Raw genomic sequence first — 23167 nt, 5'->3', positions numbered from 1 at the left:
CCCGAGGGGGCTTTGAGCTGTGTGCACTCGGCAGGATTCGAACCTGCAACCTTCTGATCCGTAGTCAGATGCTCTATCCGTTAAGCTACGAGTGCTTGTTCTGTTTTTGTCGCCGTTTCCTGCCCTTCCGGGCCCTTCGCGGGGACAGGAAGAACATTACATGACTGCCGCTGACATGTGAAATCCGTTAGTTGTACCCCTTGTGAGCTGCGGAAACGGTGTCCGAGGCGGGGCTAGGGCATGAGTACCTGTTCGAAGGTGTAGCGGCCCTGCGGGGTCAGTCGGATCTCGGCGTTGACGGTGGCGGAGCCGTCGTCGCCTGCCGCCCGCTGGACGGCGATGCCCAGGGTCCTCCACACCGCGTCGTGGCCCAGCGTCGCCTTCCGTCCTGCAGCTGGGTGTCACCGTGCCGCCGTAGGTCCGGTGGTAGACGTCGAGGAAGCCGATGTAGGAGCTCTCGGGCTTCTTGCAGAGCACGTTGGGGAGTTGGGGATGGCCAGCGCGGTGTCGAATCGTCGTAGTACACGCCAACCGCGTCGTCACCGGTGAGCACCGTGACCGGGCAGCGGCGGCCCGCCGCCGACATCGCGATGACGAAACCGCGGAGGTTCGCTCTCCGGCCCGCGAAGAAACTGCACCTGCCGTCCATGAGAGCGAGCAGCGGCCTCGGCCCGGTCGGGGGGTGAGGGCGGCGGCGGTGCTGGGCAAGCGCTGCCGGTGCGGTTTTCCAGCCCGGTGGTCCAGTACGGCGGACAGCGGCCCGCGCCGGGCCAGCGTCTCCGACGGGGGCGGGCGGCGGCCACGACGAGCAGCGAATCGGCGTGGTCCCGGCCGACCCCTGCACTCCAGTAGCAGCCTCAGCAGCCGGTTCCCCGCCTCGCAGTGGGCGTGACGACGCCTTCGGCCGCATCTGTGGTGTAGACGGCGCGCAGATCGGCGAGGAAGGCCCGCATCAGCAGTGCCTCCGCTTCGTCGCGCTGCACGGGCGGGCCGTTGAAGGGGCCGTTGAATGACCCGAACCAGGAAGTCCATGGGCGCGTTGTGGTGTGGTGCCCCGCGTCGCGGGCGGCGTGCGCGCCCCTGCGGCGGACCTTCGGCCGAGGCGCGGATGCGCCGACCACCGCCCGCGACCCCGTGGATCAGCGGCTGCGCCTTCTCGTACGCGTACTCCTGCTGCCCGTCCGGCTCGAAGGCGGCGCGCATCTCCTGCACGGCCCGCTCCCGGAACCGGGTGCTGACGCCGGTGATCACGGCCACCAGCAGCACAAGGAAGGCAAAGACCAGCTCCGTGATCGCGTCGAAGAACGACTTTTGAGGGAACCCAGCACGGAACTCTGGCATGGCACACTCCGCCAGCACGCGCATACATCGCGTAACGGTCAGTAACTGCCGCGAGAACGACTCAGGGAGCCCGTGCCGTCGGCATGGACTCCCTGAGCGAGATGGCGGAGGCGGAGGGATTTGAACCCTCGATGGGCTTTAAGGCCCAAACCGCATTAGCAGTGCGGCGCCATAGACCGGACTAGGCGACGCCTCCAGCACAACCTCCCGCGCCAGCGCGAGTGGTGCGTGCAGATGATGACACAGTCGAGCGTGCTGTCACCAATCGGCATCCACGGTACTAGGCAGCCCGCCCGCAGAGCAAAGCCCTTAATGCCCTTTCGCAACCTCCGGAGGCGCCCGGCGTTGGTCAGGTCATGTCCACCATGAACCGCAGCGGCCTCCGGCTCGCCCGGCTCCTCGCCGCCGGCGCGGCCACGGCGGCCACGGCGGCCGCCGTCGCGTCCTGCGCCCTGCCCGCCGTAGCGCACGCCGAGAGCGCGTCCCGGACCCTCGCTCCCCCGCCCGCCCGCGACGAGGACCGCCCCGACCACCTCACCGTCAGCGTGCGGGACGCGGGAGCCGGCCGGGACGGCACGTACCACCTGTCCTGCCACCCTGGCAGCGGCGACCACCCGGACGTGGCCGGTGCCTGCGCGGCCCTCGACCGCGGGACCCACTGGGGTCGGGAGACCTTCGCACCGGTCCCCGACGGCAGCATGTGCACCATGCAGTACGGCGGCCCCGCCACCGCCCATGTCACCGGGACCTGGGCCGGGCGGCCCGTGGACGCCTCGTACAGCCGTGCCGACGGGTGCGAGATCGCGCGCTGGGACCGGATGGTGCCGTTGCTGCCCGATCTGCGTCCGCAAGGTCGGTCGTAGCCTCCGAAAGCAAGGACGGTCGGTCATATCGTCCGGAAGCACGATTGCCTCGTCCGGAGGACCGTCGCGCCGTCCGGGAGGACCGTCCCGCCGATGAATGTGCTCACAGGCTTTCCATGGCGGAAACCCGGGGTCCGTAAAGTCGCGCAGGCCAGGAGAGGCGGTCACACGTTCTACTTCACTTCGTCGTGCGACCTCCCTCTCATCCGGCGTCGTCGGCGCAACCGGTGCCCTTAGACTCCCTCGCGTGACACGTCGCGGGCAGGTTGGCAAGATGGCCCGAGCGGTCGGCAAGGTGCGGTAACAGGGAGGAAGCGTCTCGTGAGCAGCAGGCCATCCCGAGGCGCTGCTCGCCTCGCAGCCATACTGGACGCGCTGCCCGACGCGTTGGTGCTGGTCAACGCCAACGGGACCGTCGTCAACGCCAACACCATCGCGCTCGAGGCCTTCGAGGCGCCCGGGACCGCGCTGGTCGGGCGCGGGCTGCTCGACCTGCTGCCCCAGTTCGACTCCAAGCTCATTCCCGGGTCCATGCGGCGGCCCGACCACATGGACCCGCGCGGGCGGACCAAGCCGACCCGGATGGTCGCCCGCCGCACCGACGGCACCGAGTTCCCGGTCGAGGTCACCAGCGCCAACCTGGAGAACGGCCAGCAGGCGTACGACGGTTACGGCTACAGCGGCGACGAGCTGCTGATGCTCGTCGTGCGCGATCTGACCGGGACCGTGGACACCGAGGCCGAGCTGGCGCGTTCGCAGCGGCAGACCGAGATGATCCTGCGGGCCGCAGCCGAGGGCGTGGTCGGCACCGACACCGATGGACGGATCGTCCTGGTCAACCCGGCCGCAGCCCAGATACTGGGCTACCGGGCCAGCGACCTCGGCGGCAAGGAACTGCACACCCTCGTCCTGCACTCGCGCGCCGACGGCTCCCCCTTCCCGTACGACGAGTCGCCGCTCGCCGACACCCTGCGCTCCGGGCGCAAGCACCGGGTGCGCGGGCAGGTGCTGTTCGCCAAGAACGGCGACCGGGTCTCGGTCGACCTCACGACCGCGCCGGTGCGCGACGGCGACCAGCTCGTCGGCGCGGTGATGACCTTCACCGACCGCCGGCCCTACGACGCCCTCGCCGACGAAAAGGCCGCGCAGGAGAAACGGCACGCCGAGGAGCTGGACCGGCTCGAGGAGGAACACGCCTCCGAGCTCACCGCGCTGCGCCAGAAGCACATCACCGAGCTCGAGGAGCTGCAGGAGCGGCACGACGAGGCCCTCGCCGCCGGCGAGGAGCGGTACGCGGCGCTGGGCGAGCGCGAGAAGGACCGGTACGAGGCCCTCGCCGGACGGCACGAGCAGCTGCTGACGCTGCTGGGGCGTTCCCTGCGCGGGCCCCTGGACGAACTGCGCCGCGAGCTGGCGGCGCTGGCCGCCGACGACGCGGGACAGCTGTGGCCCGAGGCCAACCAGGTGCTGCACCATCTGTCCGCCGGCTACTCGCGGATCACCACCCTCATCGACAACGTCCTCGGCTACCAGCGGCTCGACGCCGGGGCCGAGCAGATCACCCGCACCAAGGTCATGCTCGACGCGGTGGTCGCCGCCGGTGTGGACGGGGCCGTGGAACTCATCGGGCCCGGTCGGGTGCAGTTCGCCGTGCACGCGCCGCCCATCGAGGCCGAGGTCGACCCGCAGCGCCTCGCCGGCGCGCTCGCACATCTGGTCGCGGACGTCGCCGGCGTCGACGCGACCGGCAACGCGCCCGTGTCGGCGGGCGGTTACATGGACAACACGGTCGTCGTCGCGGCGGCGCAGCGGGGCGAGGTCGTCCGTATCGAGGTGCGCGGGCCGTACGCCGGGGGAGACCCGGTGCACGAGCCGATCGTGCGCGGGATCGTGCGCGCCCACGGCGGTGTGCTGCAGACCCATGAAGTGCCGGGGATGAGCGGCAGCGCGTACGTCCTGGAGGTGCCCATCGGCGGCGGCGCCGGAGCCGTACCGGCCGCCGCCCCCGCCGAGCTCCCGGCCGCCGAGGACACCTCCGGCGCCCGGCGCCGGGCCCGGCGCTCCTCCGTCGACGCGTTCCTGGACGGCGAGGGCTCGGAGGACTCCGGCGACGCCGAATCCGGTACGGCGGTGGAGGCGGAGCCGGGCACGCCGACGGGCCGGCGCCGCAGGCGTGCCGTGGAGGAGTCGGCGGCAGCGGCGGCCGCCACGGGTGCCGGGAGTGCGGTCGAGGTGGCCGGCGGTACCGGGCGCCGGCGCGGGCGGTCGGCCGAGGGGGCCCAGGGGGTGGGTGCCGGGGTCTCCGAGGGCGCCGTGGTCACGGCCGCGGAGCACGCCGCGGGGACCGCTGCCGTCGGGAGCGGGCTGGGCGGGACGGTACCGCCCCAGGGCGTACCCGCACCGTCGGGACGGCGCGCCCGGCGTGACGGGGGCGAACAGCATGCGTTGCCCGCGGCGCTGCCGCCGGCGGGGTCATCGGCGGGGCAGACCAGGGCCGGGGACGGACAGGCCGTCCCGGCGGACCAGGCAGCCGAGGGGGGCCAGCCGACCGGGCGCCGACGCCGTGCGCTGGCCGCCGCGAACGAGCGTGCGGCGGCGCAGGAGGCGGGACCTCGCGCGGTGTTCGCCCTGCCTCCGGCGGAGGCGGACCGGGCACCGGGGGGTGATCCGGGTGTCGGTGCGGGTGTGGGCGCGGGTTCGGCGAGCGCCGGGGGTGGACAAGGGCTCACGCCGGTGCAGGCGCAGGGGGCTGGTCAGGTGCCGGGTGCGGGGCTGGTGCCGGGTGCCGGGCAGCCGCAGGGGGCCGGACAGGTGCCTGGTGCCGGACAAGTGCCTGGTGCCGGACAAGTGACGGCTCCGGGACAGGTGCCGGGTGCCGGGCTGGTGCAGGCTCCGGGGCAGGTGCCGGGTGCCGGGCTGGTGCAGGCTCCGGGGGTTGGACAGCCGCAGCTTCCCGGGCAGACGCCGGGTGCGGGGCCGCTGCAGATGCCGGGTGCCGGGCAGGTGCAGGGTGCTGGCCCTGTACCGGTTCCCGGGCAGGTGCCCGGTGTTGGACAGCCTCAGCTTCCCGGGCAGCCGCAGAACGCCGGGCAGCCGCAGCTTGCGGGGCCCATGCAAGTCGGTGCGCAGCCGCAGGTTTCCGGCTCGGCGCAGGGTGCCGGCCAGGTGCCGGTTGCCGGGCAGATCCAGGGCACGGGCGCCGGGCAGGCGCAGGTTGCCGGGCAGGTTCCGGGTGTTGCGCAGCCGCCGCTTCCGGGGCAACCGCAAGTCGTCGGTCAGGCGCAGGTGGGCGGGCAGGCCGCAGTCGCCGGGCCGCCGCAGGTTCCTGGACAGCCGCAGGCCATGGAGCAGCCGCAGGTGCCTGGACAGCCGATGGCGCCGGTGCAGCCGGTTCCTGGACAGCCCCAGCCCCCCGCGCAGCCGCAGGTCGCCGTGCCGGCGCACGTGCCCGGGCAGGGGGGGCCTCATGGCGTCGGGGACGCGGTCGGCGAGGACGGGCGGCACGATGCCGTTCCGCATGACCAGTCCGGGGACCACACCCCGCCCCAGCCGCACCCCACCAGCGCGCCGACCGGCCGTCGTCGCCGTGCCGTGGCCCAACCGGCGGGTACGGCCGCGCAGGAGGCCGCCGGTCAGCCGGTCACGCAGGGTCAGCAGGCCGCGGTGACCGTTCCGGCGCAGGGCTCGCTCCCCGCGGGTGTACAACTCGCCCCGGGTCAGCCGGTCCCGGCCCAGGCTTCTCCCGGTCAGTCCGTCCCCGTACAGGCCCAGGCACCCGGTGTTCCCCTGCAGAACGCCACCGGGCAGGTCGCGCTGCCCGCTCAGCAGGCCCAGCCGGTTCAGCCGGGTGCGGCTCAGCCGGTGCCCGGGGCGGGCCTGCAGCCGGTTCCAGGACAGCCGCTTGCGGCGCCGGGTGCGCAGGCTGTGCCTGGGGCGCCCGGGGTACCGGCGGCTCCCGGGCAGGCCCTGCCCGCGGAGGCCGGTGCCGGCGTACCGGTCGGCGGTGCCACCGGTGCCGTACCCCCGCAGGCCGCGCCGCAGCCCGGTGCCCCGTTGCCTCCCGAGGCGCAGGCCGTGGCCGCCGACCCGGCCGTCGATCCCAACTCGACGCAGGGGCGGGCGATCAGTGTGCGGACGTTGGGGCAGGGTGTGCCGTTCACGCGTCAGGCGGCGCAGGTGCAGCAGCCGACGGCGACCCCCGCGCCGCACAACCCGGGCGCTTCGGGGCGGCGGCGGAAGCTGGGGACGCGGACCGGGGCAGGGGCGGCGCCGGAGCAGGCGGTCCGGCCGCATCCGGCCGGCGAGCAGACGCCCGCGCAGGTCCCCCAGCCGTCCCTGGCCGGCCAGTCGCGGCTGGCGCAGAACACCGAGGGCAGCGGACGGTCGTACGCCATAGGCGCGCCGGACGAGAACGCCGCCGAGGGGCCGGAGCCGCTGGACGGTCCGGGCGGTGCCGTGGAGATCGCGGACACCCCGCGGCCCGTCCCGCTGGACGACGAACTGCCTCCGGAGCCCCTGGACAACCCGCGGCGGCTGCTGGTGTGGCCGGCCCCGGACGTGACGACCCAGCAGGCGCTCAGCGACCGCGGATACCGCCCGGTCATCGTGCACTCGCGCGAGGAGGTCGACGCGCAGATCGCCGCGTTCCCGGCGGCGCTGTTCGTGGACCCGCTGACCGGACCCATCACCCGGACCGCGCTGCAGTCGCTGCGGGAGGCCGCCGTCACCGCCCAGGTGCCGGTGATGGTGACCGCGGGACTGGGGCAGGCGACGCGCGAGGCGGCGTACGGCGCCGATCCCGCCGTACTGCTGAAGGCGCTGGCGCCGCGGGACAGCGAGCAGCATCCGCCGCGAGTGCTGCTGATCGAGGAACACGCGGAGATCGCGCTGGCGTTGACCGCGACGCTGGAGCGGCGCGGGATGCAGGTGGCGCGGGCCGCCAGCGACGCGGACGCGGTGACACTGGCGGGACAGCTGCGGCCGAACCTGGTCGTGATGGACCTGATGCAGGTGCACCGGCGGCAGGCCGGGATCATCGACTGGCTGCGCGCGAACGGGCAGCTCAACCGCACCCCGCTCGTCGTCTACACCGCCGCCGTCGACCAGGCGGACCTGCCGCGGCTGGCGTCCGGCGAGACGGTGCTGTTCCTGGCGGAACGGTCGACGAGCGCCGAGGTGCAGTCGAGGATCGTGGACCTGCTGGCGCGGATCGGCACCAACTGACCACCGGCTGACCACCGACCGACCACCGACTGATGCGGCCACGGCCACGCCAGTCGGTGCCGGGGGTGCCGGGTTCGTCAGAGCTGCGTGACGTCCAGGTCGCCGTCGGCGTACCGCCGGCGCAGGACCTTCTTGTCGAACTTGCCCACGCTCGTCTTCGGCACCGCCTCGATGATCGTCCAGCGCTCCGGGAGCTGCCACTTGGCGATGTGGCCCTCGTCGGCGAGGAAGGCGCGCAGGGACGCGAAGTCGGCGGTGGCGCCCTCCTTGAGGACGACCGTGGCCAGCGGACGCTCGCCCCACTTCTCGTCGGGGACGGCGACGACGGCCGCTTCGGCAACCTCCGGGTGGGACATCAGGGCGTTCTCCAGGTCGACGGAGGAGATCCACTCGCCGCCGGACTTGATGACGTCCTTGGCGCGGTCGGTGAGGGTGAGGAAGCCCTCGGGGGAGATCGTGCCGACGTCACCGGTCTTCAGCCAGCCGTCCTCGCTGAACTTGTCGGCGGGGCGCAGCGGTTCGGCGTCCGGGCCGTTGTAATAGGCGCCCGCGATCCAGGGACCGCGGACCTCCAGCTCGCCCGCCGACTCGCCGTCCCAGGGCAGGCGTTCACCGCCGGGGCCGCTGAGCCGCGCCTCGACACCGGCCGGGAAACGGCCCTGCGTCAGCCGGTACCCGAACTCCTCGTCCGTGCCCACCACATGGGCCGGCGGACGGGCGATCGTGCCGAGCGGGGAGGTCTCCGTCATGCCCCAGGCGTGACAGACCCGCATGCCGAGCTCGTCGAAGGCCTCCATGAGGGAGGGCGGACAGGCGGAACCGCCGATGGTGACCTGGGTGAGGGAAGAGACGTCCCGCGGCTTGGCGTTCAGCTCCGCCAGCAGGCCCTGCCAGATGGTGGGGACGGCGGCCGCGTGGGTGGGGCGCTGGGTCTCGATCATCTCGGCGAGCGGACCCGGTTGCAGGAAGCGGTCCGGCATCAGCAGGTTGACGCCGGTCATGAAGGTGGCGTGCGGCAGGCCCCAGGCGTTGACGTGGAACTGCGGTACCACGACCAGCGAGGTGTCCTGGTCCGTCAGCCCCATCGACTGGGCCATGTTGACCTGCATGGAGTGCAGGTAGATCGAACGGTGGCTGTACACCACGCCCTTGGGGTCGCCCGTCGTGCCCGACGTGTAGCACATGGCCGCGGCCTGGCGCTCGTCCAGCTCCGGCCAGTCGTACGTCGTCGGCCGGCCCGCGATCAGCTCCTCGTACTCGTGCACCCGCGCCCGGGCACCCTCGAGCACCGAACGGTCACCGGGACCGGAGACCACGATGTGCTCCACCGTCGGCAGCTTCGGCAGCAGCGGGGCGAGCAGCGGCAGCAGCGAACCGTTGACGATCACGACCTTGTCGGCCGCGTGGTTGACGATCCACACCAACTGCTCGGCCGGCAGCCGGAGGTTGAGCGTGTGCAGTACCGCGCCCATGGAGGGAATCGCGAAGTAGGCCTCGACGTGCTCCGCGTTGTTCCACATCAGCGTCGCGACCCGGTCGTCGCCCTGGACGCCGAGTTCGTCCCGCAGGGCGTTCGCCAGCTGCACCGCGCGGGTGCCCGCCTCGGCGAAGCTGCGTCGATGCGGCTCGGACTCGCCGGTCCAGGTGATGATCTGCGACCGTCCGTGCACCAGCGTCCCGTGCGTCAGGATGCGGGCAACGGTCAGCGGTACGTCCTGCATCGTGCTCAGCACGGTGTCCTCCCGGGGCGACATTGCCTACGCGGCGGTAACGTATGCGCTGATTCTGCGCACATACCGCTCGGTATGTCACTAGGTGCCGATGATCGATCGCGTCACCGCGGTCACCAATAGCCTCCAGGTCGGCGCATTAACGCACAAGTCCCAGCTCAGGGTCCTCGCGGAGTTTCCCGAGCGCACGGGAGACCGCCGATTTCACCGTGCCCACCGACACGCCGAGCACCTCGGCCGTCTGCACCTCGCTGAGGTCCTCGTAGTACCTGAGGACGACCATCGCCCGCTGCCGGTCGGGCAGCTTCATGATCGCCCGCCACATCGCGTCGTGCAGCGCCTGCTGCTCGGCCGGGTCCTCCCCGCCGGGCGCCGGCTCCGGCTCCGGCATCTCCTCGCACACGAACTCGTCGACCTTGCGCTTGCGCCACTGCGACGTCCGCGTGTTCAGCAGCGCCCGGCGCACATAGCCGTCCAGCGCACGGTGGTCCTCGATCCGCTCCCAGGCGACGTAGGTCTTGGTGAGCGCGGTCTGCAGCAGGTCCTCCGCGTCGCTCGGGTTCGCGGTCAGCGACCGGGCGGTACGCAGCAGCACCGACTGCCGGGCCCTCATGTACGAGGCGAACGACGGGTACGACAGGGTCTGCGTCGCCGGGGCGGCGGCGGTCGAAGCGCTCGTGCAGACGGGTGTGGTCATGGACTCCACGCTAGGAGCGAGGGCACCTCCGGCTCATCGGCCGCAGGTCCCGAAGCCGAGTCCCCCTCAGGTTGTAGGGGTGGGGTTGACTGCACCTCCTGAAGGTGGACGAGGGGGTGACACGTACTGCGGGATTACCCCTGGGGGAGCCCCCCGGGCTCCTGCCGTCACCCCGTCCGGGCGGCCTCGGTGCCGGGATCGCGTGAGGTCAGCCGGTCGCCGACAGACCGGCTCCAGGTCAGCCGTCCGCGGCCAGGACCAGGCCCGAGGTGGGCACGCCGGTGCCCGCCGTGACCAGGACCCGCTCCGCGCCCGGTATTCGGTTCACCGCCGTCCCGCGGACCTGTCTCACCCCTTCGGCGATCCCGTTCATCCCATGGAGGTACGCCTCTCCGAGCTGTCCGCCGTGCGTGTTGACCGGCAGGCTCTCCCCGGCCATGAAGTCGGCTCCCTCCCCCTTGCCACAGAACCCGAACTCCTCCAGCTGCATCAGCACGAACGGTGTGAAGTGGTCGTACAGGATCGCCACGTCCACATCGGCCGGCGTGAGCCCGGAGCTCCGCCACAGCTGGCGGGCCACCACGCCCATCTCCGGCAGGCCGGTGAGGTCGTCACGGTAGAAACTCGTCATCTGCTCCTGACCGCGCCCGGCGCCCTGGGCGGCCGCCGTGACGACCGCGGGCGGGTTGGGCAGATCACGGGCACGCTCGACGGACGTCACGACGATCGCCTGGCCGCCGTCCGTCTCCTGACAGCAGTCCAGCAGTCTGAGCGGTTCGACGATCCAGCGGGAGGCCGCGTGGTCGGCGAGGGTGATCGGTCGGCCGTGGAAGTACGCCGCCGGGTTCGTCGCCGCGTACTTCCGGTCGACCACCGCCACATGCCCGAACGCCTCCGGGGTCAGCCCGTATGTGTGCAGATAGCGCTGCGCCGCCATCGCCACCCAGGAGGCCGGGGTGAGCAGTCCGAACGGCAGGGACCAGCCGAGCGCGGTGCCCTCCGCGGACGGCTCCCGGTGCTGCACGCCCGAGCCGAATCGGCGGCCGGAGCGCTCGTTGAAGGCCCGGTAGCAGACGACGACCTCGGCGACACCGGTGGCGATCGCCAGCGCCGCCTGCTGGACGGTGGCGCAGGCCGCGCCACCGCCGTAGTGGACGCGCGAGAAGAACGACAGCTCGCCGATCCCGGCCGCCTGCGCCACGGTGATCTCCGGGCTGGTGTCCATCGTGAAGGTCACCATCCCGTCCACGTCGCCCGGCGTCAGCCCCGCGTCGTCCAGCGCCGCCCGCACCGCCTCCACGGCGAGCCGCAGCTCACTGCGTCCCGAGTCCTTGGAGAACTCGGTGGCCCCGATCCCGACGACGGCCGCCCGGCCACCGAGGTCGTCCCGGCCGCGGACACTCATCGGGCACCTCCTGAGGGGGCGACGGTGCGGGTGGACACGGTGGCATCGGTAGGCACGGCGGCATCGGTGGGAACGGCGGCGTCGAAGCCCACGGCAGCGTCGGTGGGCACGGCAGCGTCGGTGGGAACGGCGGCGTCGGTGAGCACGGTGACCGCGGCTGCCGAGGGGACAGTGACAGTCACCGTGCCGGTTACGTGTCTGCCGATGCCGTTCGACCCGACCACCCGGACCGTCGTCGTGTCACCGGCGACCTCTTCGACCGTACCCGTCAACACCATGGTGTCGCCGGGGTAGTTGGGCGCCCCCAGCCGTATGGCTACCTTGCGGAGGTGGGCCGTGGGTCCGAAATGGTCGGTGATGTAGCGGCCCACCAGGCCGTTCGTCGTCAGGATGTTCATGAAGATGTCCGGGGAGCCCTTCTGCCGGGCCAACTCGGCGTCGTGGTGCACGTCCTGGTAGTCGCGGGAGGCGATGGCGCCGGCCACGATCAGGGTGCGGGTGATCGAGATCTCCAGCGGCGGAAGCTTCTCACCGGCCCTCATACGGTCTCCTCCTCTCGGGCGCGGAACACGGGCAGCACCAACTCGTCGTCGTAAGAATCGAATTCGAGATGAACGGGCAGTCCTATGCGCACCTTGTCGTAGGGCACGCCGATGACGTTGCTGATCAGGCGGACGCCTTCGGCGAGCTCTATCAGGGCCACGGCGTACGGGGGATCGAAGGCCGGGAAGGACGGATGATGCATGACGACGTAGGAATAGACCGTGCCCTCGCCGCTCGCCTCCACCGTGTCCCAGTCCGGGCCACCGCAGGCGTTGCAGCCCGGCAGCCAGGGGAACCGGAGGGTGTCGCAGGCCGTGCAGCGCTGGATGAGGAGGCGGTGACGCTCCACGCCCTCCCAGAAACCGGCGTTGTCTCGGTTGACGACCGGGCGTGGACGGCGGGCGGGTGACTGAGTCCCGCTTCCGGCCGACTGCTTCTCCTTGCCCTCCGATTCCTTTTCCTTGCGCCTCCTGCCAGCGGGGGCGTACTTGAGGATCCGGAAGCGGTGCGTGCCGACCAGGTCGCGGCCAGCGCCGACCCGTACCTCGGTGCGTGTGGTGACGAAGTACCCCGTCCCCAGCTTGGTCGTCTTGCGGTCGGAGACCGACTCGATCACGGTGTCGAAGCTGACCTCGTCGCCGGGCCGCAGGGGCCTGACGTACTCCTGCTCGCAGTCCGTGGCGACGACCGAGGTGCAGCCCGCCTCGTCGAGGAGGCCGAGCAGCTCGTCGTACGCCTGCGAGCGGCCCGTGTGCCCGGAAAGGCCTCCCATGGTCCAGGCCTGGAGCATGGTGGGCGGGGCGATGGCGTCCGGGCCCTCGTACGCGGGGTTGGTGTCGCCCATCGCCTCGCACCAGTGCCGGATCATGGGCAGGTTGACCGGGTCCTTGCCCGCACCGGAGACGGCGGCGGCCCTTCCCTCGTATGCCTTCAGCCGTGCGACCAGGTCGTCCTCGCTCACCATCGCCCCCTCGTCCCGCGCCGCATCGCATTGACACTTCTGGTACACCGCAGCCGCCGGTCGGGTTCCACGACCTCGGCGAGAGTTTTCTGACTGTCCGTCAGATCAGGTGGACTGTCAAGGTCGTTCCCGTGCACCGTGAAGGTCCTTCCCGATGCGCCGCGATGGTCGTCCCCAATGCGCCGCGAAGGATCGTCCCCGATGCACAGTGCGGGTCGTCTCCGATGCGCTGCGAAGGTCGCCCCCCACGGCATGCAGACGTCCGCGCGGCGGCACCGAAGTACCGCCGCGCGGACGCATCACCCCCCACCCCCCGGCGCCCGACTCCGCGAGTCAGGGCCGTCGGCTCACCACAGGTGGCTGAAGTGGACGGCGACGTTCTCGTTTCCCTGTTGGATGGCGGTGAACGCGGAGCCGTTGACCTGCGCGGTGTTGCTCTGGTTCGAGGCACCGGAGCCGACCGCGTTCTGCTGCGTGGTGGACGAGTTGCCGTTGTTGTTGTGTCCGACGCCGCTGCCGACGACGCTCGCGACACCCGCGTTCGATCCGTCGTCCGCGAAGGCGCCGTTGTCCGCCGCCGCGACGCCGGCGAACAGTGCGGCTGCCAGCGGGAGGGCGGAGACGGCGGCGATGACGCGGGCGGTACGGATGCTTGCCATGTTTCTTCCTCCAGAACCCGGCCTTCTGGCCGGCAGTGCGTCAAGTGAGGCTGTTACCAGGGCAGTTGGCCGACCGCCTCGGTGCTGTGCACGACGTCGCGAGACCAGGGTTGCCCACCGAATACCCGGCGAACCACCCCGGAAGCCGCGATTCCCTCTCAAGCGCTACAGCAAGTTGATAAACCCCTTTCGCCACTTTCTGTATCCAAATCGGGGCAGAGCGGGCACCGGCCTTCAAGCGACAGAAGGGGTGAAGCGTTCCGGCAGTTTTCCGGCCAATCTCTCCGGACGGGCGCGTCGCGTTCGAAGGCCCTTCCCTTTTTCGAACATACGTACGAACATAGAGGCATGGCCACCACCGACCGGCAGGCCACGACGCTGGCCCTCGCACACGCCCTGTCAGCCGCCGAGCGCGGACTGGCCGTCATCCCCCTGTCCCGGACGAAACTCCCGGCCCTGCGCTCCCCTCACCGCGACGACCCCGAGCCCCGCCCCTGCCACGGCGAGTGCGGACGCCTCGGCCACGGCGTGTACGACGCCTCGACCGACCCTGCGCGCATCCGTGAACTGTTCGCCGCGGCCCCCTGGGCGACCGGCTACGGCATCGCCTGCGGCCTGCCGCCCCACCACCTGATCGGCGTCGACCTCGACACCAAGACCGGCACGGAGTCCTCGACGGCGCTGCGGGAACTCGCCTTACGCCACCTGTTCACCATCCCGGACACGGTGGTCGTGCTCACCCCCAGCGGCGGCCGCCATCTGTGGCTCACCGGCCCGCCGGACGCGGCAGTCCCCAACTCCGCCGGCCGCCTGGCCCCGGGCATCGACATCCGCGGCGCCGGCGGCTACCTCGTCGGGCCGGGCTCCCGCACCGACCGCGGCGCCTATACGACGGCCCCCGGCACCGCCCACCTCGCCCCGGCCGCCTGCCCACCGGCCCTGCTGCGCCTGCTGCTCCCGCCGGCACGGCCCGTCCACCCGGCGACGCATCCCTCGGCGGGAGACCACGGGCAGGGGCTGGTCCAGTTCGTCCTCGCCGCGCACGAGGGACAGCGCAACACCCGGCTGTTCTGGGCGGCCTGCCGGGCCTACGAGAACGGAATCGGCCCCGCCCTCGTGGCCCCCTTGGTCGACGCCGCGCTCAACACCGGTCTGACCGAACGCGAGGCACGGGCGACGATCGCGTCGGCGGCGCGCATGACAGGGCACCGGCCGTGAGGCCACCGGCAACAAAAGCAAAGGAAGTCCATGCACGACCGCCCTAGAGTGCGGTTCATGTCGCTGACCCGCGTGATCCTCACTTCCGGCCGCTCCGTCGAGCTCACCGAGCTTCGCCTGTCGTCGACGTACGGCGGGATGCTGGAGGGCTATCCCTGCGGACTGGTCAACGACATGAAGATCAAGGGCCTGCTCCACACCGCCGAGCGCGTCTTCCCCACCACCCCGGTCCATCTCGTCCCGCCCGCGCGCGAGTACCCCGACCAGTACTCCGGCGCGTTCGGCCCGGTCGAGGTCCTGCCGCCGGTCGCCTGCGTCGGTTCCCTGCACTCCGCGCCCCTCGACCCCGCCCACGATCCGGTCCTCTACCGCTCTTCCCTCACGGTCATCTGGTTCCAGCCGACCCCGGACGTTCCGCACGAATGCGATGCGGAGGCGGGTCTGCGGGAGGTGGACTGGGCGGGACTGGCACGGGACTTCGAGCTCTAGCCGAGGCGGTGCGGCGACCGCGCGAGTGCGGCCTGGCCCAGCATCCGCAGGGCCGTCCAACATCCCCACGGACTCGCCCAACATCCCCAAGCCCTAGTCCAGCATCCCCAGGGCCGTGTCCGGCTGGCACTGCGGGCAGGGCTTGATCCCGTCCGCGAGCGCGCGCCGTGCCTGGTCGCGGCTGATGCCCTGGCTGCGCTTGCCCGCGTTCCAGCAGTCCCCCGCGTGCACGTACAGCGGTGCGGCATGCCGGTTCAGCCCCACCTCGATGAGCCACTCCGGCGCAGGCGGACGGGCCTGGATGCCACGCTGCCGCTCGGCCTCGCGGCGTTCCTCGTCGAGGATCCACCGGCGGGTGCGGGCGAGGTCCCGTTCCTGCACGCGCTCGAGGAAGCGGAGCAGTGCGAGTCTCGACGGGACCGGGTCGTTCACACGTTCGATTCTAAGATCGTGGCGACGCCCTGCAATCCCCGGGAGGGCATCGGCATCATCCGGCCCGACTCGGCCCGACGCCATGCGGCCGGAGGAGGCGTCCATGCTGAGCGCCGATCAGTACGAGCTGCCGGACGAGGGATGGGGACGCCTCCTGCTCTCCGGGGCCCGCCCGCAGGTGGGGTCCCGCCCGGACAGCTGAGGGGAAGCCGTACGAGGAACGAAGGAGGCGCGCAGAAAGGCGCTCACGGCGGCGCGGGTCGCTTGCCCACTCGCCACCATCCCGTACGACCCACGGCACGCGTGCGTGTCGTTCTGGCTCCGCTCGGCGTGACCCTTGCCGAGACGGACCGCCGCGCGGGACAGAGCGTCGCCGCAGGGCTTGGCGGAACACGAGGCATGGGAGCGTCACCAACTACTGAAGATCCAAAAGGCGGGATCTGGGGCCCCTGTCCTCCGATAATCTCCCCGCGCCAAGGTTGCTACGCCCGAAGTCGGGGGCGGACCGACTATGCGGCGCGACCGCGTGACTACGCGACCGCGTGACCACGGAGCTCACGCCGCCTCACGGACTGGAGAACACCATGCCCGGATGGGCCGTTATGCGAGCCCTCGGTCTGGCGGAGCTTTCCCATTACAGCGTCTACCGTGAACTCGAGGGGACCGAAGCCGAAGCCCTGGACGGGATGCTGCGCATCATCGACGCCTTTGGACAAGCTGCCACCGCAGCAGGGCGTCGGCGCCAGCGGAGGCGGGTCTTCCGCGTCTCCGAACGCAGCTACTTTGTGCGCGTCGAGAAGGGCTGGTCCACCCCCCAGGAGGCTCACTTCCTCCTCGCCGAACTCGTCGCGGACACCCACGACGACGACCTTCCCGACACCGTCGCCGACCTGACGGCGAAACCGTGAATCCTGGCGCGGGTTGGCCGCACGGCCTGGTCACGGGTGGGATAACGGCGGGCCAGGGTGAGGCAAGGTCATGCAGAAGGGGTGCCGCTCCGGAGAGTGGCACCCCTTCTGACCTGCAATGCTCTGACCTGCTGCGGTGGGTGTGGGATTTGAACCCACGGTGACATCGCTGCCACGACGGTTTTCAAGACCGTTCCCTTAGGCCGCTCGGGCAACCCACCCCGCGCCGTCCAGGAGATCGAACGGCGCGGGGACCAGGGTAACGGGTCCGCACGCGCGCGTGGGTCGGTTGTTGATCGACCGGGGAGGTACGCGCGCGTGGGGTCGGTGGGGTCAGCTGTCGCCGACGCGGGAGCCGAGGGTCAGATCCACGGTGTGGGACTTGCCGCCGCGCTCGTAGGTGATCGTGACCTTGTCGCCCGGCTTGTGGGTCCAGATCTCGCCGATCAGCGTCGGACCGGAGTCGATCACCATGTCGTCGAGCTTGGTGATGACGTCCCCGGGCTTCAGGCCGGCCTTGTCGGCGGGACCGCCGGACTCCACCGCGGAGGCGCCCCCGGCACCCTGCTCGGTGATCTTGGCACCGTTGCCGGAGTCCTCCAGGGAGACGGACGCGCCGATCTTGGCGTAGACGGGCTTGCCGGTCTTGATCAGCTGCTGGGCCACGTACTTGGCCTGGTTGATCGGGATGGCGAAGCCCAGACCGATGGAGCCGGACTGGCTGGTGCCGCCCAGGCCCCCGCTGCCGGTGGACTGGATCGCCGAGTTGATGCCGATCACGTTGCCCTGGGCGTCGAGGAGCGGGCCTCCCGAGTTGCCCGGGTTGATCGACGCGTCCGTCTGCAGAGCGCTCATGTAGGAGGCGTTGGTGCCCTGTCCGTCGCTGGAGGCCACCGGGCGGTTCTTGGCGCTGATGATGCCCGTCGTCACCGTGTTCGACAGGCCGAAGGGGGCGCCGATGGCGATCGTGGAGTCGCCGACCGCGACCTTGTCCGAGTCGCCCAGGGTGAGCGGCTTGAGGTCCGACGGGGGGTTCTTCAGCTTGATGACGGCGACGTCGTAGCCCTGCGCGTGTCCGACCACCTCGGCGTCGTACTTCTTGCCGTTCGGGAAGGTGGCCGTCAGCTTGCCGCCGTCGAGGGCGTCGGCGACGACGTGGTTGTTGGTGACGATGTGGCCCTGGGTGTCGAAGACGAACCCGGTGCCGGTGCCGCCCTCGCCGTTGGTGGACTCGGCCTCGATGGTGACCGTGCTGGGCAGCGCCCGGGCGGCCACGCCCGCGACCGTGCCGGCGTCGCGCTTGACGGCGCCGCCGCTGGTGGAGGCGGAGACCGTCGTGGAACCGCTGTTGTCGTCGTTGTTCTTGGCCAGCGTGTAGCCGAGACCGCCGCCCAGACCGCCGGCGACCAGCGCGGCCACCAGGATCGCGGCGACCAGGCCACCGCGGCCGGACTTCGGGGACTGCGGCTGCTGCTGGTAGGAGGAGCCCCAGCCGGAGTTCGAGCCGCCGGAGCCGTCGGCGTACGAGGGGGTCGCGGGCGGCGGGGGCGGCCAGGAGGCGTCGGGGGCCGGGCCGCCGGAGCCGCCGTGGCCCTGGGGGTTGTGCGGTTCCGTCGACGCGTACGCGGGTGCGTGGCCCGAGTACGGCAGGTCCTGCCCCTGCGGGCCGGGAGCGCCCTGCGGAGCCGGCGGGAGCGGGGTGGTCGGCGCGCCCCCTTCGGGGGCCGCGGGTGCCGAGGGAGCGGGAGCGTCCACCGGCACGGGGGGTGCAGACGGGGCCGGGGGTACCGCGGTGCCCTCGTTCTCGGTGCTCACAGCTTCTCTCCTCGATCCACGGCTGTTCTTCTCGGTCGCACTCGGTCACGCCCGTTCACGTTGCTCGACGGTCCGGCGCGCTGCAGCTGTGCATGTCCTTTTGTATGCCGTCAGCTTTTCCCATGAGCCGTCAGGGCGCCATAAGCGGTGCCTGTGGGTCCGGGGCCTTTCCTTATATAGGTCATGACTCGCAAAAAGGATGCATTCTCTGCCTCTTCGACGCCACGACTACCCCCTCGCGGTGGCACCATGACGCGGTGACCCACGTACGGCAGCACACGATCCAAGTCGTCGCCCACCGCGGAGCCTCCGAGGAGGCCCCGGAGCACACCCTCGCCGCCTACAAGAAGGCGATCGAGGACGGCGCGGACGCCCTCGAATGCGATGTACGCCTGACGGCGGACGGCCACCTCGTCTGCGTCCACGACCGTCGCGTCAACCGTACGTCCAACGGCCGGGGCGCGGTGTCGGCACTGGAGCTCGCCGATCTGGCCGCCCTGGACTTCGGTTCCCGCAAGGCGCGCGAGTTCTGGCGGACGCGCGACGAGGAGCCCGACTGGGAGTACCTGCCCGAGGGGCGTGAGCACACCGCCGTCCTCACGCTGGAGCGGCTGCTGGAGCTGGTCGCGGACGCCGGGCGGCGCGTGGAACTGGCCATCGAGACCAAGCACCCCACCCGCTGGGCGGGGCAGGTGGAGGAGCGGCTGCTGGTGCTGCTGAAGCGGTTCGGGCTGGACGCGCCCGCCGCGGCCGTGGAGTCCCCGGTCCGCGTGATGAGTTTCTCGGCGCGGTCGCTGCATCGCGTGCGGGCCGCCGCGCCGAACCTGCCGACGGTCTATCTGCTGCAGTTCGTCTCGCCGCGACTGCGGGACGGGCGGCTGCCGGCCGGTGTCCGGATCGCCGGCCCCTCGATCCGGATCGTCCGCAACCAACCGGGGTACATCGAGCGCCTGAAGCGGGCCGGCCACCAGGTGCACGTGTGGACCGTCAACGAGCCCGAGGACGTCGACCTCTGCCTGGAGCTGGGGATCGACGCCATCATCACCAACCGTCCGCGCGCGGTGCTGCGTCAGCTCGGCCGTTGATGGTGTGCCACTGGTAAAGACCTGTGAAGAACTCTTGACCCTTCGCCCCCTTTAACGCCATTCTCCCACTCCGGCGACCGTCGAAATCAGGCCACTCGACTACAGGGAGTGCTCCGGCGCGTTCGATCCGTATTCGATCGTTGCGAATGCGTCACCGGGCTCGTGCCGGCCGGTTTCCGGTACAGGCCAATGGGGCATCCACACCGTGGCGTGGGGCGAAGGAGGTCTCGGGGGTGGCGTTGGTGGTGGCACAGGAGGTGCCCACGTCGTCGAGCATGGCCGTACCCCATGGCCCTGCGGGCGTGGGGGAGGCGAGACACCGTATGCGTGCGCAACTGCGCAGGGGCGGTGTGTCGGAAGCGGTCATCGACGATGCCGTACTGATTCTTTCCGAACTCTTGAGCAACGCGTGCAAACACGGCCGGCCACTGGGCGACGCCCTGGCCGGTGACGGTGACGTCCGCGCGGCCTGGCGGGTCGACGTGAGCGGCAGGCTCACGGTGGAGGTGACGGACGGCGGCGGGCCCACCCGCCCTGCTCCGGCCACGCCCTCGGTCACCGCGCACGGCGGCCGCGGGCTGAACATCATCACCGCGCTGGCCGACGACTGGGGCGTGCGGGACGACGCCCGGGGCGAGGTCACGGTGTGGGTGGTCGTCCACGAGGACGTTCACGACCCGGACGCCGGTCGCCGACGCGACGACTTCGCCACGCGTGTCACAGCACCGACGGTGTCACGGATCCCCGGCATGCCCGGCCTGGGGTTCGCGGACGCGTTCGACGACCTGGACTGAGACGCCGGTTCCGGGACAGGCCGGAGCGCTGTCCACGCCGGGGCGTCATCCACCGCTCGCGCGTCATCCACAGGTCGGCACGAGCGTGCAGGTTGTCCACAGGCTCCCGTCGCTCATGGCGTGAACGGCTAGGCTCCCGACGTACGAGACGAGCCGTAACCGGGAGACACCCACGATGGCCAAGAAGCGACCCCAGACGAAGGCCAAGCCCCAGATCGCCGATGGAGAGATCCCGGTCGTCGGTGCGCGCGAGCCGTGCCCCTGCGGCAGCGGTCGCCGCTACAAGGCCTGTCACGGCCGGGCCGCCCAGCACGCGGCGACCGAGCTGGTGCACCGGCCCTTCGAGGGACTGCCCGGTGAGTGCGACTGGGTGGCGCTGCGCGAGCTGGTACCGGCGGCCACGGTCGGGCTGACGCTGAAGGACGGCCTCCCCGAGGGCGTTCCGTCGGTCACGCTCGCCACGGTGCTGCCGATGGCCTGGCCGGCCCTGCGCCGCGACGACGGCTCGGTGCTGCTCGGCCTGCAGAACGACACGGCGTCGGGCGACATCAGCCGCGACCTCGCCGACACGCTCCGGCGCGCGCTCACGGCCGAGCCGGGCACCCCGGTCGAGGGCCGGCGGGCGCCCTCCGACGGTCCGCGGCTGCAGGAGCTGCTCGATCCCGAAGGCGCGTTCGAGCCAGTTGTGCACAGCGGTTTCGAGTTCTGGGTCCCCGACCCGGAGAACGCCACCCCGGACGTGACCGCCTCGCTGGAGCGGGCCAACGCCGCGGCCATCCCGACCGTGAAGCTGACCGGGGTGGACGCCGCGTACTGGTGCGAGACGCCGGAGAAGAACCACCTGCGCTGGGTCATGCCGCACGAGGAGGAGCAGCTTCTGGACGCTCTCGCGCGGTTGCACGCGGCGGGCCGGTCGAACCTCGGTGACGGCACCCGCCTCGTGGGTTCCTTCCGCGCTCACGGGCTCACCGTGCCGGTCTGGGACCTGCCGAGTTCGGTCACCGCTGAGGACATCGAGAAGCCGGCCGCGGAGTTCGCCGAGCGGCTCGCCGGTGCCCTGGCCTCGGACGCGCCGCTGACCGCCGACGAGCGCCGCGCGCGCGGCGGCCTCACCAACCGGCAGGTCACGCTCAGTTGACAGGCGGTGACGAAATCGGACGGGGCTGAACGGTGGATCAGCCCCGCCGGGTCGCGAGCGACCGGCGACCGCGCGCACAAGTCCCGCCAGGGGCAAGGCACATGGGTGACCGGAAAGCCCGGATCGAATTTGCGAACCGCCGATCTCTTGTTACCGTTCGAGTAGCCCGGTTGCTGGTGCATCCCCCGTCGCCAGCAACCGGGTCTTTTTCCTGCCGCGCTTCCTTTACGGAATGCCGTCGCTCGTCAACTTCCCGCGGTGTCCCCGGAGTTGCTCCCGGACCGCAGCAGCAGCGGCCCGTTCCCGGCGCGCTCCGCGAACTCCGACACGGCCGTGTAGCCGTCCAGTGAGCCCCGGGTGCGCTCCCGTGGCGTCTCACAGGTCCCCGGCTCGTCCCCGCCGTCCACGGCGCAGTTCGTCTGCACGGTCAGGCCGCCGGGGCCCATGATGCTCAGGACGGAGTCCAGGGCGTGGCCGGTGGCGTTGCGGTAGTAGGTGCGCGCCCAGGTGTCCTGGCCCTGCGTGAGCACACAGGTCTGCGCCTCGACGCCCTCGGGGGAGGTGAGCTGGGGACCGCAGCGGGCCGCGGTGGCCAGGCCCAGGCCGAGCAGGAAGGGGGAGCGGCTGGGCTCGGCGGTGGGCAGCTTGGGGTCGTCGTGGGTCAGGGTGCGTACGACGGCACGGCCCTGGTCGCCCACCGGGCCCGCGGACGCCACGGCCAGCGGCAGCGCGAGCGCGCACACCACGACGGCGGTGAGGGCGAGCAGACGGGTTCGGGGGTCCGTGGGGTGCCCACCAGAATGACGCGGCATAGAGCGGAAGATAACGACCACGCGCGCGTGTGCCGTACCACGCGCGCTCGACACCCCTACAACTCGGGCGCGCTCACACCCGTACGAGTGAGGACCTCAACCGCCGCGTCCACCACGGGCTCGATGTCCGGGACCCAGGGGGAGGCGGAACCGGGCAGCGGCGCGCGCTCCCAGCGGATCTCGCCCTCACCGGTCTCGGACGGCGGCAGCGCGATGTAGCCGCCCTCGCCGTGGAAGCGCAGGGAGCCGGGGACGAAGTCCTTGGCGTAGAGCAGTTCGCCCAGCTGCTCCAGGGAGTACGGCTTCACCAGGATCGCCCAGCGGCCGGCCGAGGCCACGACCGGGCCCAGGCGCAGGCCCATGCGGTCCAGGGCGGTGAGGGTGTGCGCGGCGGCCAGGGCCGGCAGGCTCACCGCACAGGGCGCTGAGCCGCCGGTGGCCAGGACGATCGGCGCCGCGGGCCGGTTGGCCCACCACCAGCGCACCATCCGGGCGTCGGTGGTGGCGGCGAGAAGACCGGGGTCGAAGGGATGCGCGCCGGGCACCGTGCACTCGGGGTCGGGGCAGGAGCAGCGGGAACGTCCCTGCGGATCCGCCGCCACACCCGGGAGTACGGGCCACTGCCATTCCGTCGCGAAGGTCAGGGCCGCGCTGATCAACTCAGGCCTTCCGTCACTGCGCTGGGACAGGAGCCTGCGTCGCCTTCCGAGGATCTCGCGCATGAGCGCTCGTTCCTTTCCGTTGCACCGCTGGCAACACCGTGGGCCACATCACACCATGTGTCGATCACTTCACTGTGCGTACCTGTTGGCGCATCACACCCCTGCTGGAGGCAAGGGGAACCCCTATGGGTAGAACGTGGGCTGCTTCCGTGGCAGCCTCGCCACCCATACTGCGTCAGTCAAAAGCATGGGCATGGCGGGGGGTGGCGAAGTCTGGCGTTTTGCCGTCCCGCGTATTTCTCTTCGCCTCCGCCACGGGAGGATGGGGCACGGTCGTCGGTGGATAGGACGCCCGGGTCGGTCACCAGGTTCCGGGTGGCTGTCAACCACCC

The 23167-nt window shown here is 71.4% G+C and carries 20 protein-coding genes, 3 tRNA genes and 1 pseudogene; 9 read left to right on the top strand and 15 right to left on the bottom strand.

Annotation, left to right across the window (positions count from 1 at the left end; translation table 11 throughout):
• Window positions 1-22: 22 nt before the first annotated feature.
• The 3 genes from ABZ453_RS35680 to ABZ453_RS35670 form a co-directional block, all read right to left on the bottom strand.
• Window positions 23-95, bottom strand: a tRNA-Arg gene (locus ABZ453_RS35680).
• A gap of 138 nt (window positions 96-233) precedes the next feature.
• The gene (locus ABZ453_RS35675) at window positions 234-359 is read right to left on the bottom strand and encodes a hypothetical protein (RefSeq protein ID WP_359021689.1); all 126 of its coding nucleotides are present in this window, start codon (window positions 357-359) and stop codon (window positions 234-236) included.
• A 498-nt stretch (window positions 360-857) separates the two neighbouring features.
• The gene (locus ABZ453_RS35670; RefSeq protein WP_359021687.1) at window positions 858-983 is read right to left on the bottom strand and encodes a hypothetical protein; all 126 of its coding nucleotides are present in this window, start codon (window positions 981-983) and stop codon (window positions 858-860) included.
• 26 nt (window positions 984-1009) lie between these two features.
• On the opposite strand from ABZ453_RS35670, the gene ABZ453_RS35665 reads away from it, so the two are divergent.
• A complete protein-coding gene (locus ABZ453_RS35665; RefSeq protein WP_359021685.1) occupies window positions 1010-1315 on the top strand; it encodes a hypothetical protein in 306 nt (101 codons plus the stop codon).
• 128 nt (window positions 1316-1443) lie between these two features.
• Here the strand turns inward: ABZ453_RS35665 and ABZ453_RS35660 are convergent.
• Window positions 1444-1537, bottom strand: a tRNA-Ser gene (locus tag ABZ453_RS35660).
• 160 nt (window positions 1538-1697) lie between these two features.
• Between ABZ453_RS35660 and ABZ453_RS35655 the strand changes: the two genes are divergently transcribed.
• A complete protein-coding gene (locus ABZ453_RS35655) occupies window positions 1698-2204 on the top strand; it encodes an SSI family serine proteinase inhibitor (RefSeq protein WP_359021683.1) in 507 nt (168 codons plus the stop codon).
• A gap of 321 nt (window positions 2205-2525) precedes the next feature.
• Window positions 2526-7427 carry a PAS domain-containing protein gene (locus ABZ453_RS35650; RefSeq protein WP_359021681.1) on the top strand — a complete coding sequence of 1634 codons (4902 nt, stop codon included), beginning with the start codon at window positions 2526-2528 and terminating at the stop codon, window positions 7425-7427.
• Window positions 7428-7504: 77 nt separating this feature from the next.
• Here ABZ453_RS35650 and ABZ453_RS35645 read toward each other — a convergent pair whose 3' ends face one another.
• The 6 genes and pseudogenes from ABZ453_RS35645 to ABZ453_RS35620 all read right to left on the bottom strand — a co-directional run bounded on the left by ABZ453_RS35645 (window position 7505) and on the right by ABZ453_RS35620 (window position 13422).
• Window positions 7505-9181 carry a long-chain fatty acid--CoA ligase gene (locus ABZ453_RS35645; protein ID WP_207930059.1) on the bottom strand — a complete coding sequence of 559 codons (1677 nt, stop codon included), beginning with the start codon at window positions 9179-9181 and terminating at the stop codon, window positions 7505-7507.
• A gap of 115 nt (window positions 9182-9296) precedes the next feature.
• Window positions 9297-9854, bottom strand: coding sequence for a SigE family RNA polymerase sigma factor (locus ABZ453_RS35640; protein ID WP_133049763.1), 558 nt, complete (start codon window positions 9852-9854; stop codon window positions 9297-9299).
• A gap of 238 nt (window positions 9855-10092) precedes the next feature.
• Entirely contained in the window at window positions 10093-11259 is a 1167-nt protein-coding gene (locus ABZ453_RS35635; protein WP_359021678.1) for a lipid-transfer protein, read from the bottom strand.
• A 161-nt stretch (window positions 11260-11420) separates the two neighbouring features.
• Window positions 11421-11801, bottom strand: a pseudogene (locus tag ABZ453_RS35630) (MaoC/PaaZ C-terminal domain-containing protein); the annotation flags it as partial.
• Window positions 11798-12766 (bottom strand): OB-fold domain-containing protein, encoded by a 969-nt coding sequence (locus ABZ453_RS35625; RefSeq protein ID WP_359021676.1) that lies wholly within the window; start codon window positions 12764-12766, stop codon window positions 11798-11800. The pseudogene ABZ453_RS35630 and the gene ABZ453_RS35625, both read right to left, overlap by 4 nt.
• Window positions 12767-13110: 344 nt before the next feature.
• A complete protein-coding gene (locus ABZ453_RS35620) occupies window positions 13111-13422 on the bottom strand; it encodes a hypothetical protein (RefSeq protein WP_358605670.1) in 312 nt (103 codons plus the stop codon).
• Between the two features lie 348 nt (window positions 13423-13770).
• Here ABZ453_RS35620 and ABZ453_RS35615 point away from each other — a divergent pair, with 348 nt between their 5' ends.
• Both ABZ453_RS35615 and ABZ453_RS35610 read left to right on the top strand, forming a co-directional pair.
• A complete protein-coding gene (locus tag ABZ453_RS35615; protein ID WP_359021673.1) occupies window positions 13771-14640 on the top strand; it encodes a bifunctional DNA primase/polymerase in 870 nt (289 codons plus the stop codon).
• 57 nt (window positions 14641-14697) lie between these two features.
• Window positions 14698-15129, top strand: a complete 432-nt coding sequence (locus ABZ453_RS35610) for a hypothetical protein (protein WP_359021671.1) — start codon at window positions 14698-14700, stop codon at window positions 15127-15129.
• Window positions 15130-15222: 93 nt separating this feature from the next.
• Here the strand turns inward: ABZ453_RS35610 and ABZ453_RS35605 are convergent, their stop codons facing one another.
• On the bottom strand, window positions 15223-15561 hold the full coding sequence (locus ABZ453_RS35605; RefSeq protein WP_133049769.1) for a DUF6233 domain-containing protein: 339 nt from the start codon (window positions 15559-15561) through the stop codon (window positions 15223-15225).
• 584 nt (window positions 15562-16145) lie between these two features.
• Between ABZ453_RS35605 and ABZ453_RS35600 the strand changes: the two genes are divergently transcribed.
• The gene (locus tag ABZ453_RS35600; protein WP_359021669.1) at window positions 16146-16469 is read left to right on the top strand and encodes a hypothetical protein; all 324 of its coding nucleotides are present in this window, start codon (window positions 16146-16148) and stop codon (window positions 16467-16469) included.
• A 134-nt stretch (window positions 16470-16603) separates the two neighbouring features.
• Here the strand turns inward: ABZ453_RS35600 and ABZ453_RS35595 are convergent.
• Both ABZ453_RS35595 and ABZ453_RS35590 read right to left on the bottom strand, forming a co-directional pair.
• Window positions 16604-16690 (bottom strand) — tRNA-Ser (locus ABZ453_RS35595).
• A 112-nt stretch (window positions 16691-16802) separates the two neighbouring features.
• Window positions 16803-18284, bottom strand: coding sequence for a trypsin-like peptidase domain-containing protein (locus ABZ453_RS35590; RefSeq protein ID WP_359021667.1), 1482 nt, complete (start codon window positions 18282-18284; stop codon window positions 16803-16805).
• A 257-nt stretch (window positions 18285-18541) separates the two neighbouring features.
• On the opposite strand from ABZ453_RS35590, the gene ABZ453_RS35585 reads away from it, so the two are divergent.
• The 3 genes from ABZ453_RS35585 (at window position 18542) to ABZ453_RS35575 (ending at window position 21301) form a co-directional block, all read left to right on the top strand.
• Window positions 18542-19369, top strand: a complete 828-nt coding sequence (locus ABZ453_RS35585) for a glycerophosphodiester phosphodiesterase (RefSeq protein WP_359021665.1) — start codon at window positions 18542-18544, stop codon at window positions 19367-19369.
• 146 nt (window positions 19370-19515) lie between these two features.
• Window positions 19516-20163, top strand: coding sequence for an ATP-binding protein (locus ABZ453_RS35580; protein WP_359021664.1), 648 nt, complete (start codon window positions 19516-19518; stop codon window positions 20161-20163).
• A 175-nt stretch (window positions 20164-20338) separates the two neighbouring features.
• Window positions 20339-21301, top strand: coding sequence for a DUF5926 family protein (locus ABZ453_RS35575; protein ID WP_359021662.1), 963 nt, complete (start codon window positions 20339-20341; stop codon window positions 21299-21301).
• Window positions 21302-21546: 245 nt separating this feature from the next.
• Here the strand turns inward: ABZ453_RS35575 and ABZ453_RS35570 are convergent, their stop codons facing one another.
• Together ABZ453_RS35570 and ABZ453_RS35565 are read right to left on the bottom strand one after the other, a co-directional pair.
• Window positions 21547-22113, bottom strand: a complete 567-nt coding sequence (locus tag ABZ453_RS35570) for a hypothetical protein (protein WP_359021660.1) — start codon at window positions 22111-22113, stop codon at window positions 21547-21549.
• 56 nt (window positions 22114-22169) lie between these two features.
• A complete protein-coding gene (locus ABZ453_RS35565) occupies window positions 22170-22835 on the bottom strand; it encodes a bifunctional DNA primase/polymerase (protein ID WP_359021658.1) in 666 nt (221 codons plus the stop codon).
• Between the last annotated feature and the right edge of the window lie 332 nt (window positions 22836-23167).

Source organism: Streptomyces sp. NPDC005799, assembly GCF_040630525.1.
Taxonomy (GTDB): Bacteria; Actinomycetota; Actinomycetes; order Streptomycetales; family Streptomycetaceae; genus Streptomyces; species Streptomyces griseorubiginosus_B.
Note: the sequence above shows the minus strand (reverse complement) of the source record. Positions and strands in the feature narration are given on the sequence as shown.

Coding starts and splice junctions, on each gene's coding strand:
- ABZ453_RS35665 (WP_359021685.1), top strand. CDS start 1,010: ATGACCCGAACCAGGAAGTCCATGGGCGCGTTGTGGTGTGGTGCCCCG.
- ABZ453_RS35655 (WP_359021683.1), top strand. CDS start 1,698: ATGTCCACCATGAACCGCAGCGGCCTCCGGCTCGCCCGGCTCCTCGCC.
- ABZ453_RS35645 (WP_207930059.1), bottom strand. CDS start 9,181: ATGTCGCCCCGGGAGGACACCGTGCTGAGCACGATGCAGGACGTACCG.
- ABZ453_RS35640 (WP_133049763.1), bottom strand. CDS start 9,854: ATGACCACACCCGTCTGCACGAGCGCTTCGACCGCCGCCGCCCCGGCG.
- ABZ453_RS35635 (WP_359021678.1), bottom strand. CDS start 11,259: ATGAGTGTCCGCGGCCGGGACGACCTCGGTGGCCGGGCGGCCGTCGTC.
- ABZ453_RS35625 (WP_359021676.1), bottom strand. CDS start 12,766: ATGGTGAGCGAGGACGACCTGGTCGCACGGCTGAAGGCATACGAGGGA.
- ABZ453_RS35620 (WP_358605670.1), bottom strand. CDS start 13,422: ATGGCAAGCATCCGTACCGCCCGCGTCATCGCCGCCGTCTCCGCCCTC.
- ABZ453_RS35615 (WP_359021673.1), top strand. CDS start 13,771: ATGGCCACCACCGACCGGCAGGCCACGACGCTGGCCCTCGCACACGCC.
- ABZ453_RS35610 (WP_359021671.1), top strand. CDS start 14,698: ATGTCGCTGACCCGCGTGATCCTCACTTCCGGCCGCTCCGTCGAGCTC.
- ABZ453_RS35600 (WP_359021669.1), top strand. CDS start 16,146: ATGCCCGGATGGGCCGTTATGCGAGCCCTCGGTCTGGCGGAGCTTTCC.
- ABZ453_RS35580 (WP_359021664.1), top strand. CDS start 19,516: ATGCGTCACCGGGCTCGTGCCGGCCGGTTTCCGGTACAGGCCAATGGG.
- ABZ453_RS35575 (WP_359021662.1), top strand. CDS start 20,339: ATGGCCAAGAAGCGACCCCAGACGAAGGCCAAGCCCCAGATCGCCGAT.
- ABZ453_RS35570 (WP_359021660.1), bottom strand. CDS start 22,113: ATGCCGCGTCATTCTGGTGGGCACCCCACGGACCCCCGAACCCGTCTG.
- ABZ453_RS35565 (WP_359021658.1), bottom strand. CDS start 22,835: ATGCGCGAGATCCTCGGAAGGCGACGCAGGCTCCTGTCCCAGCGCAGT.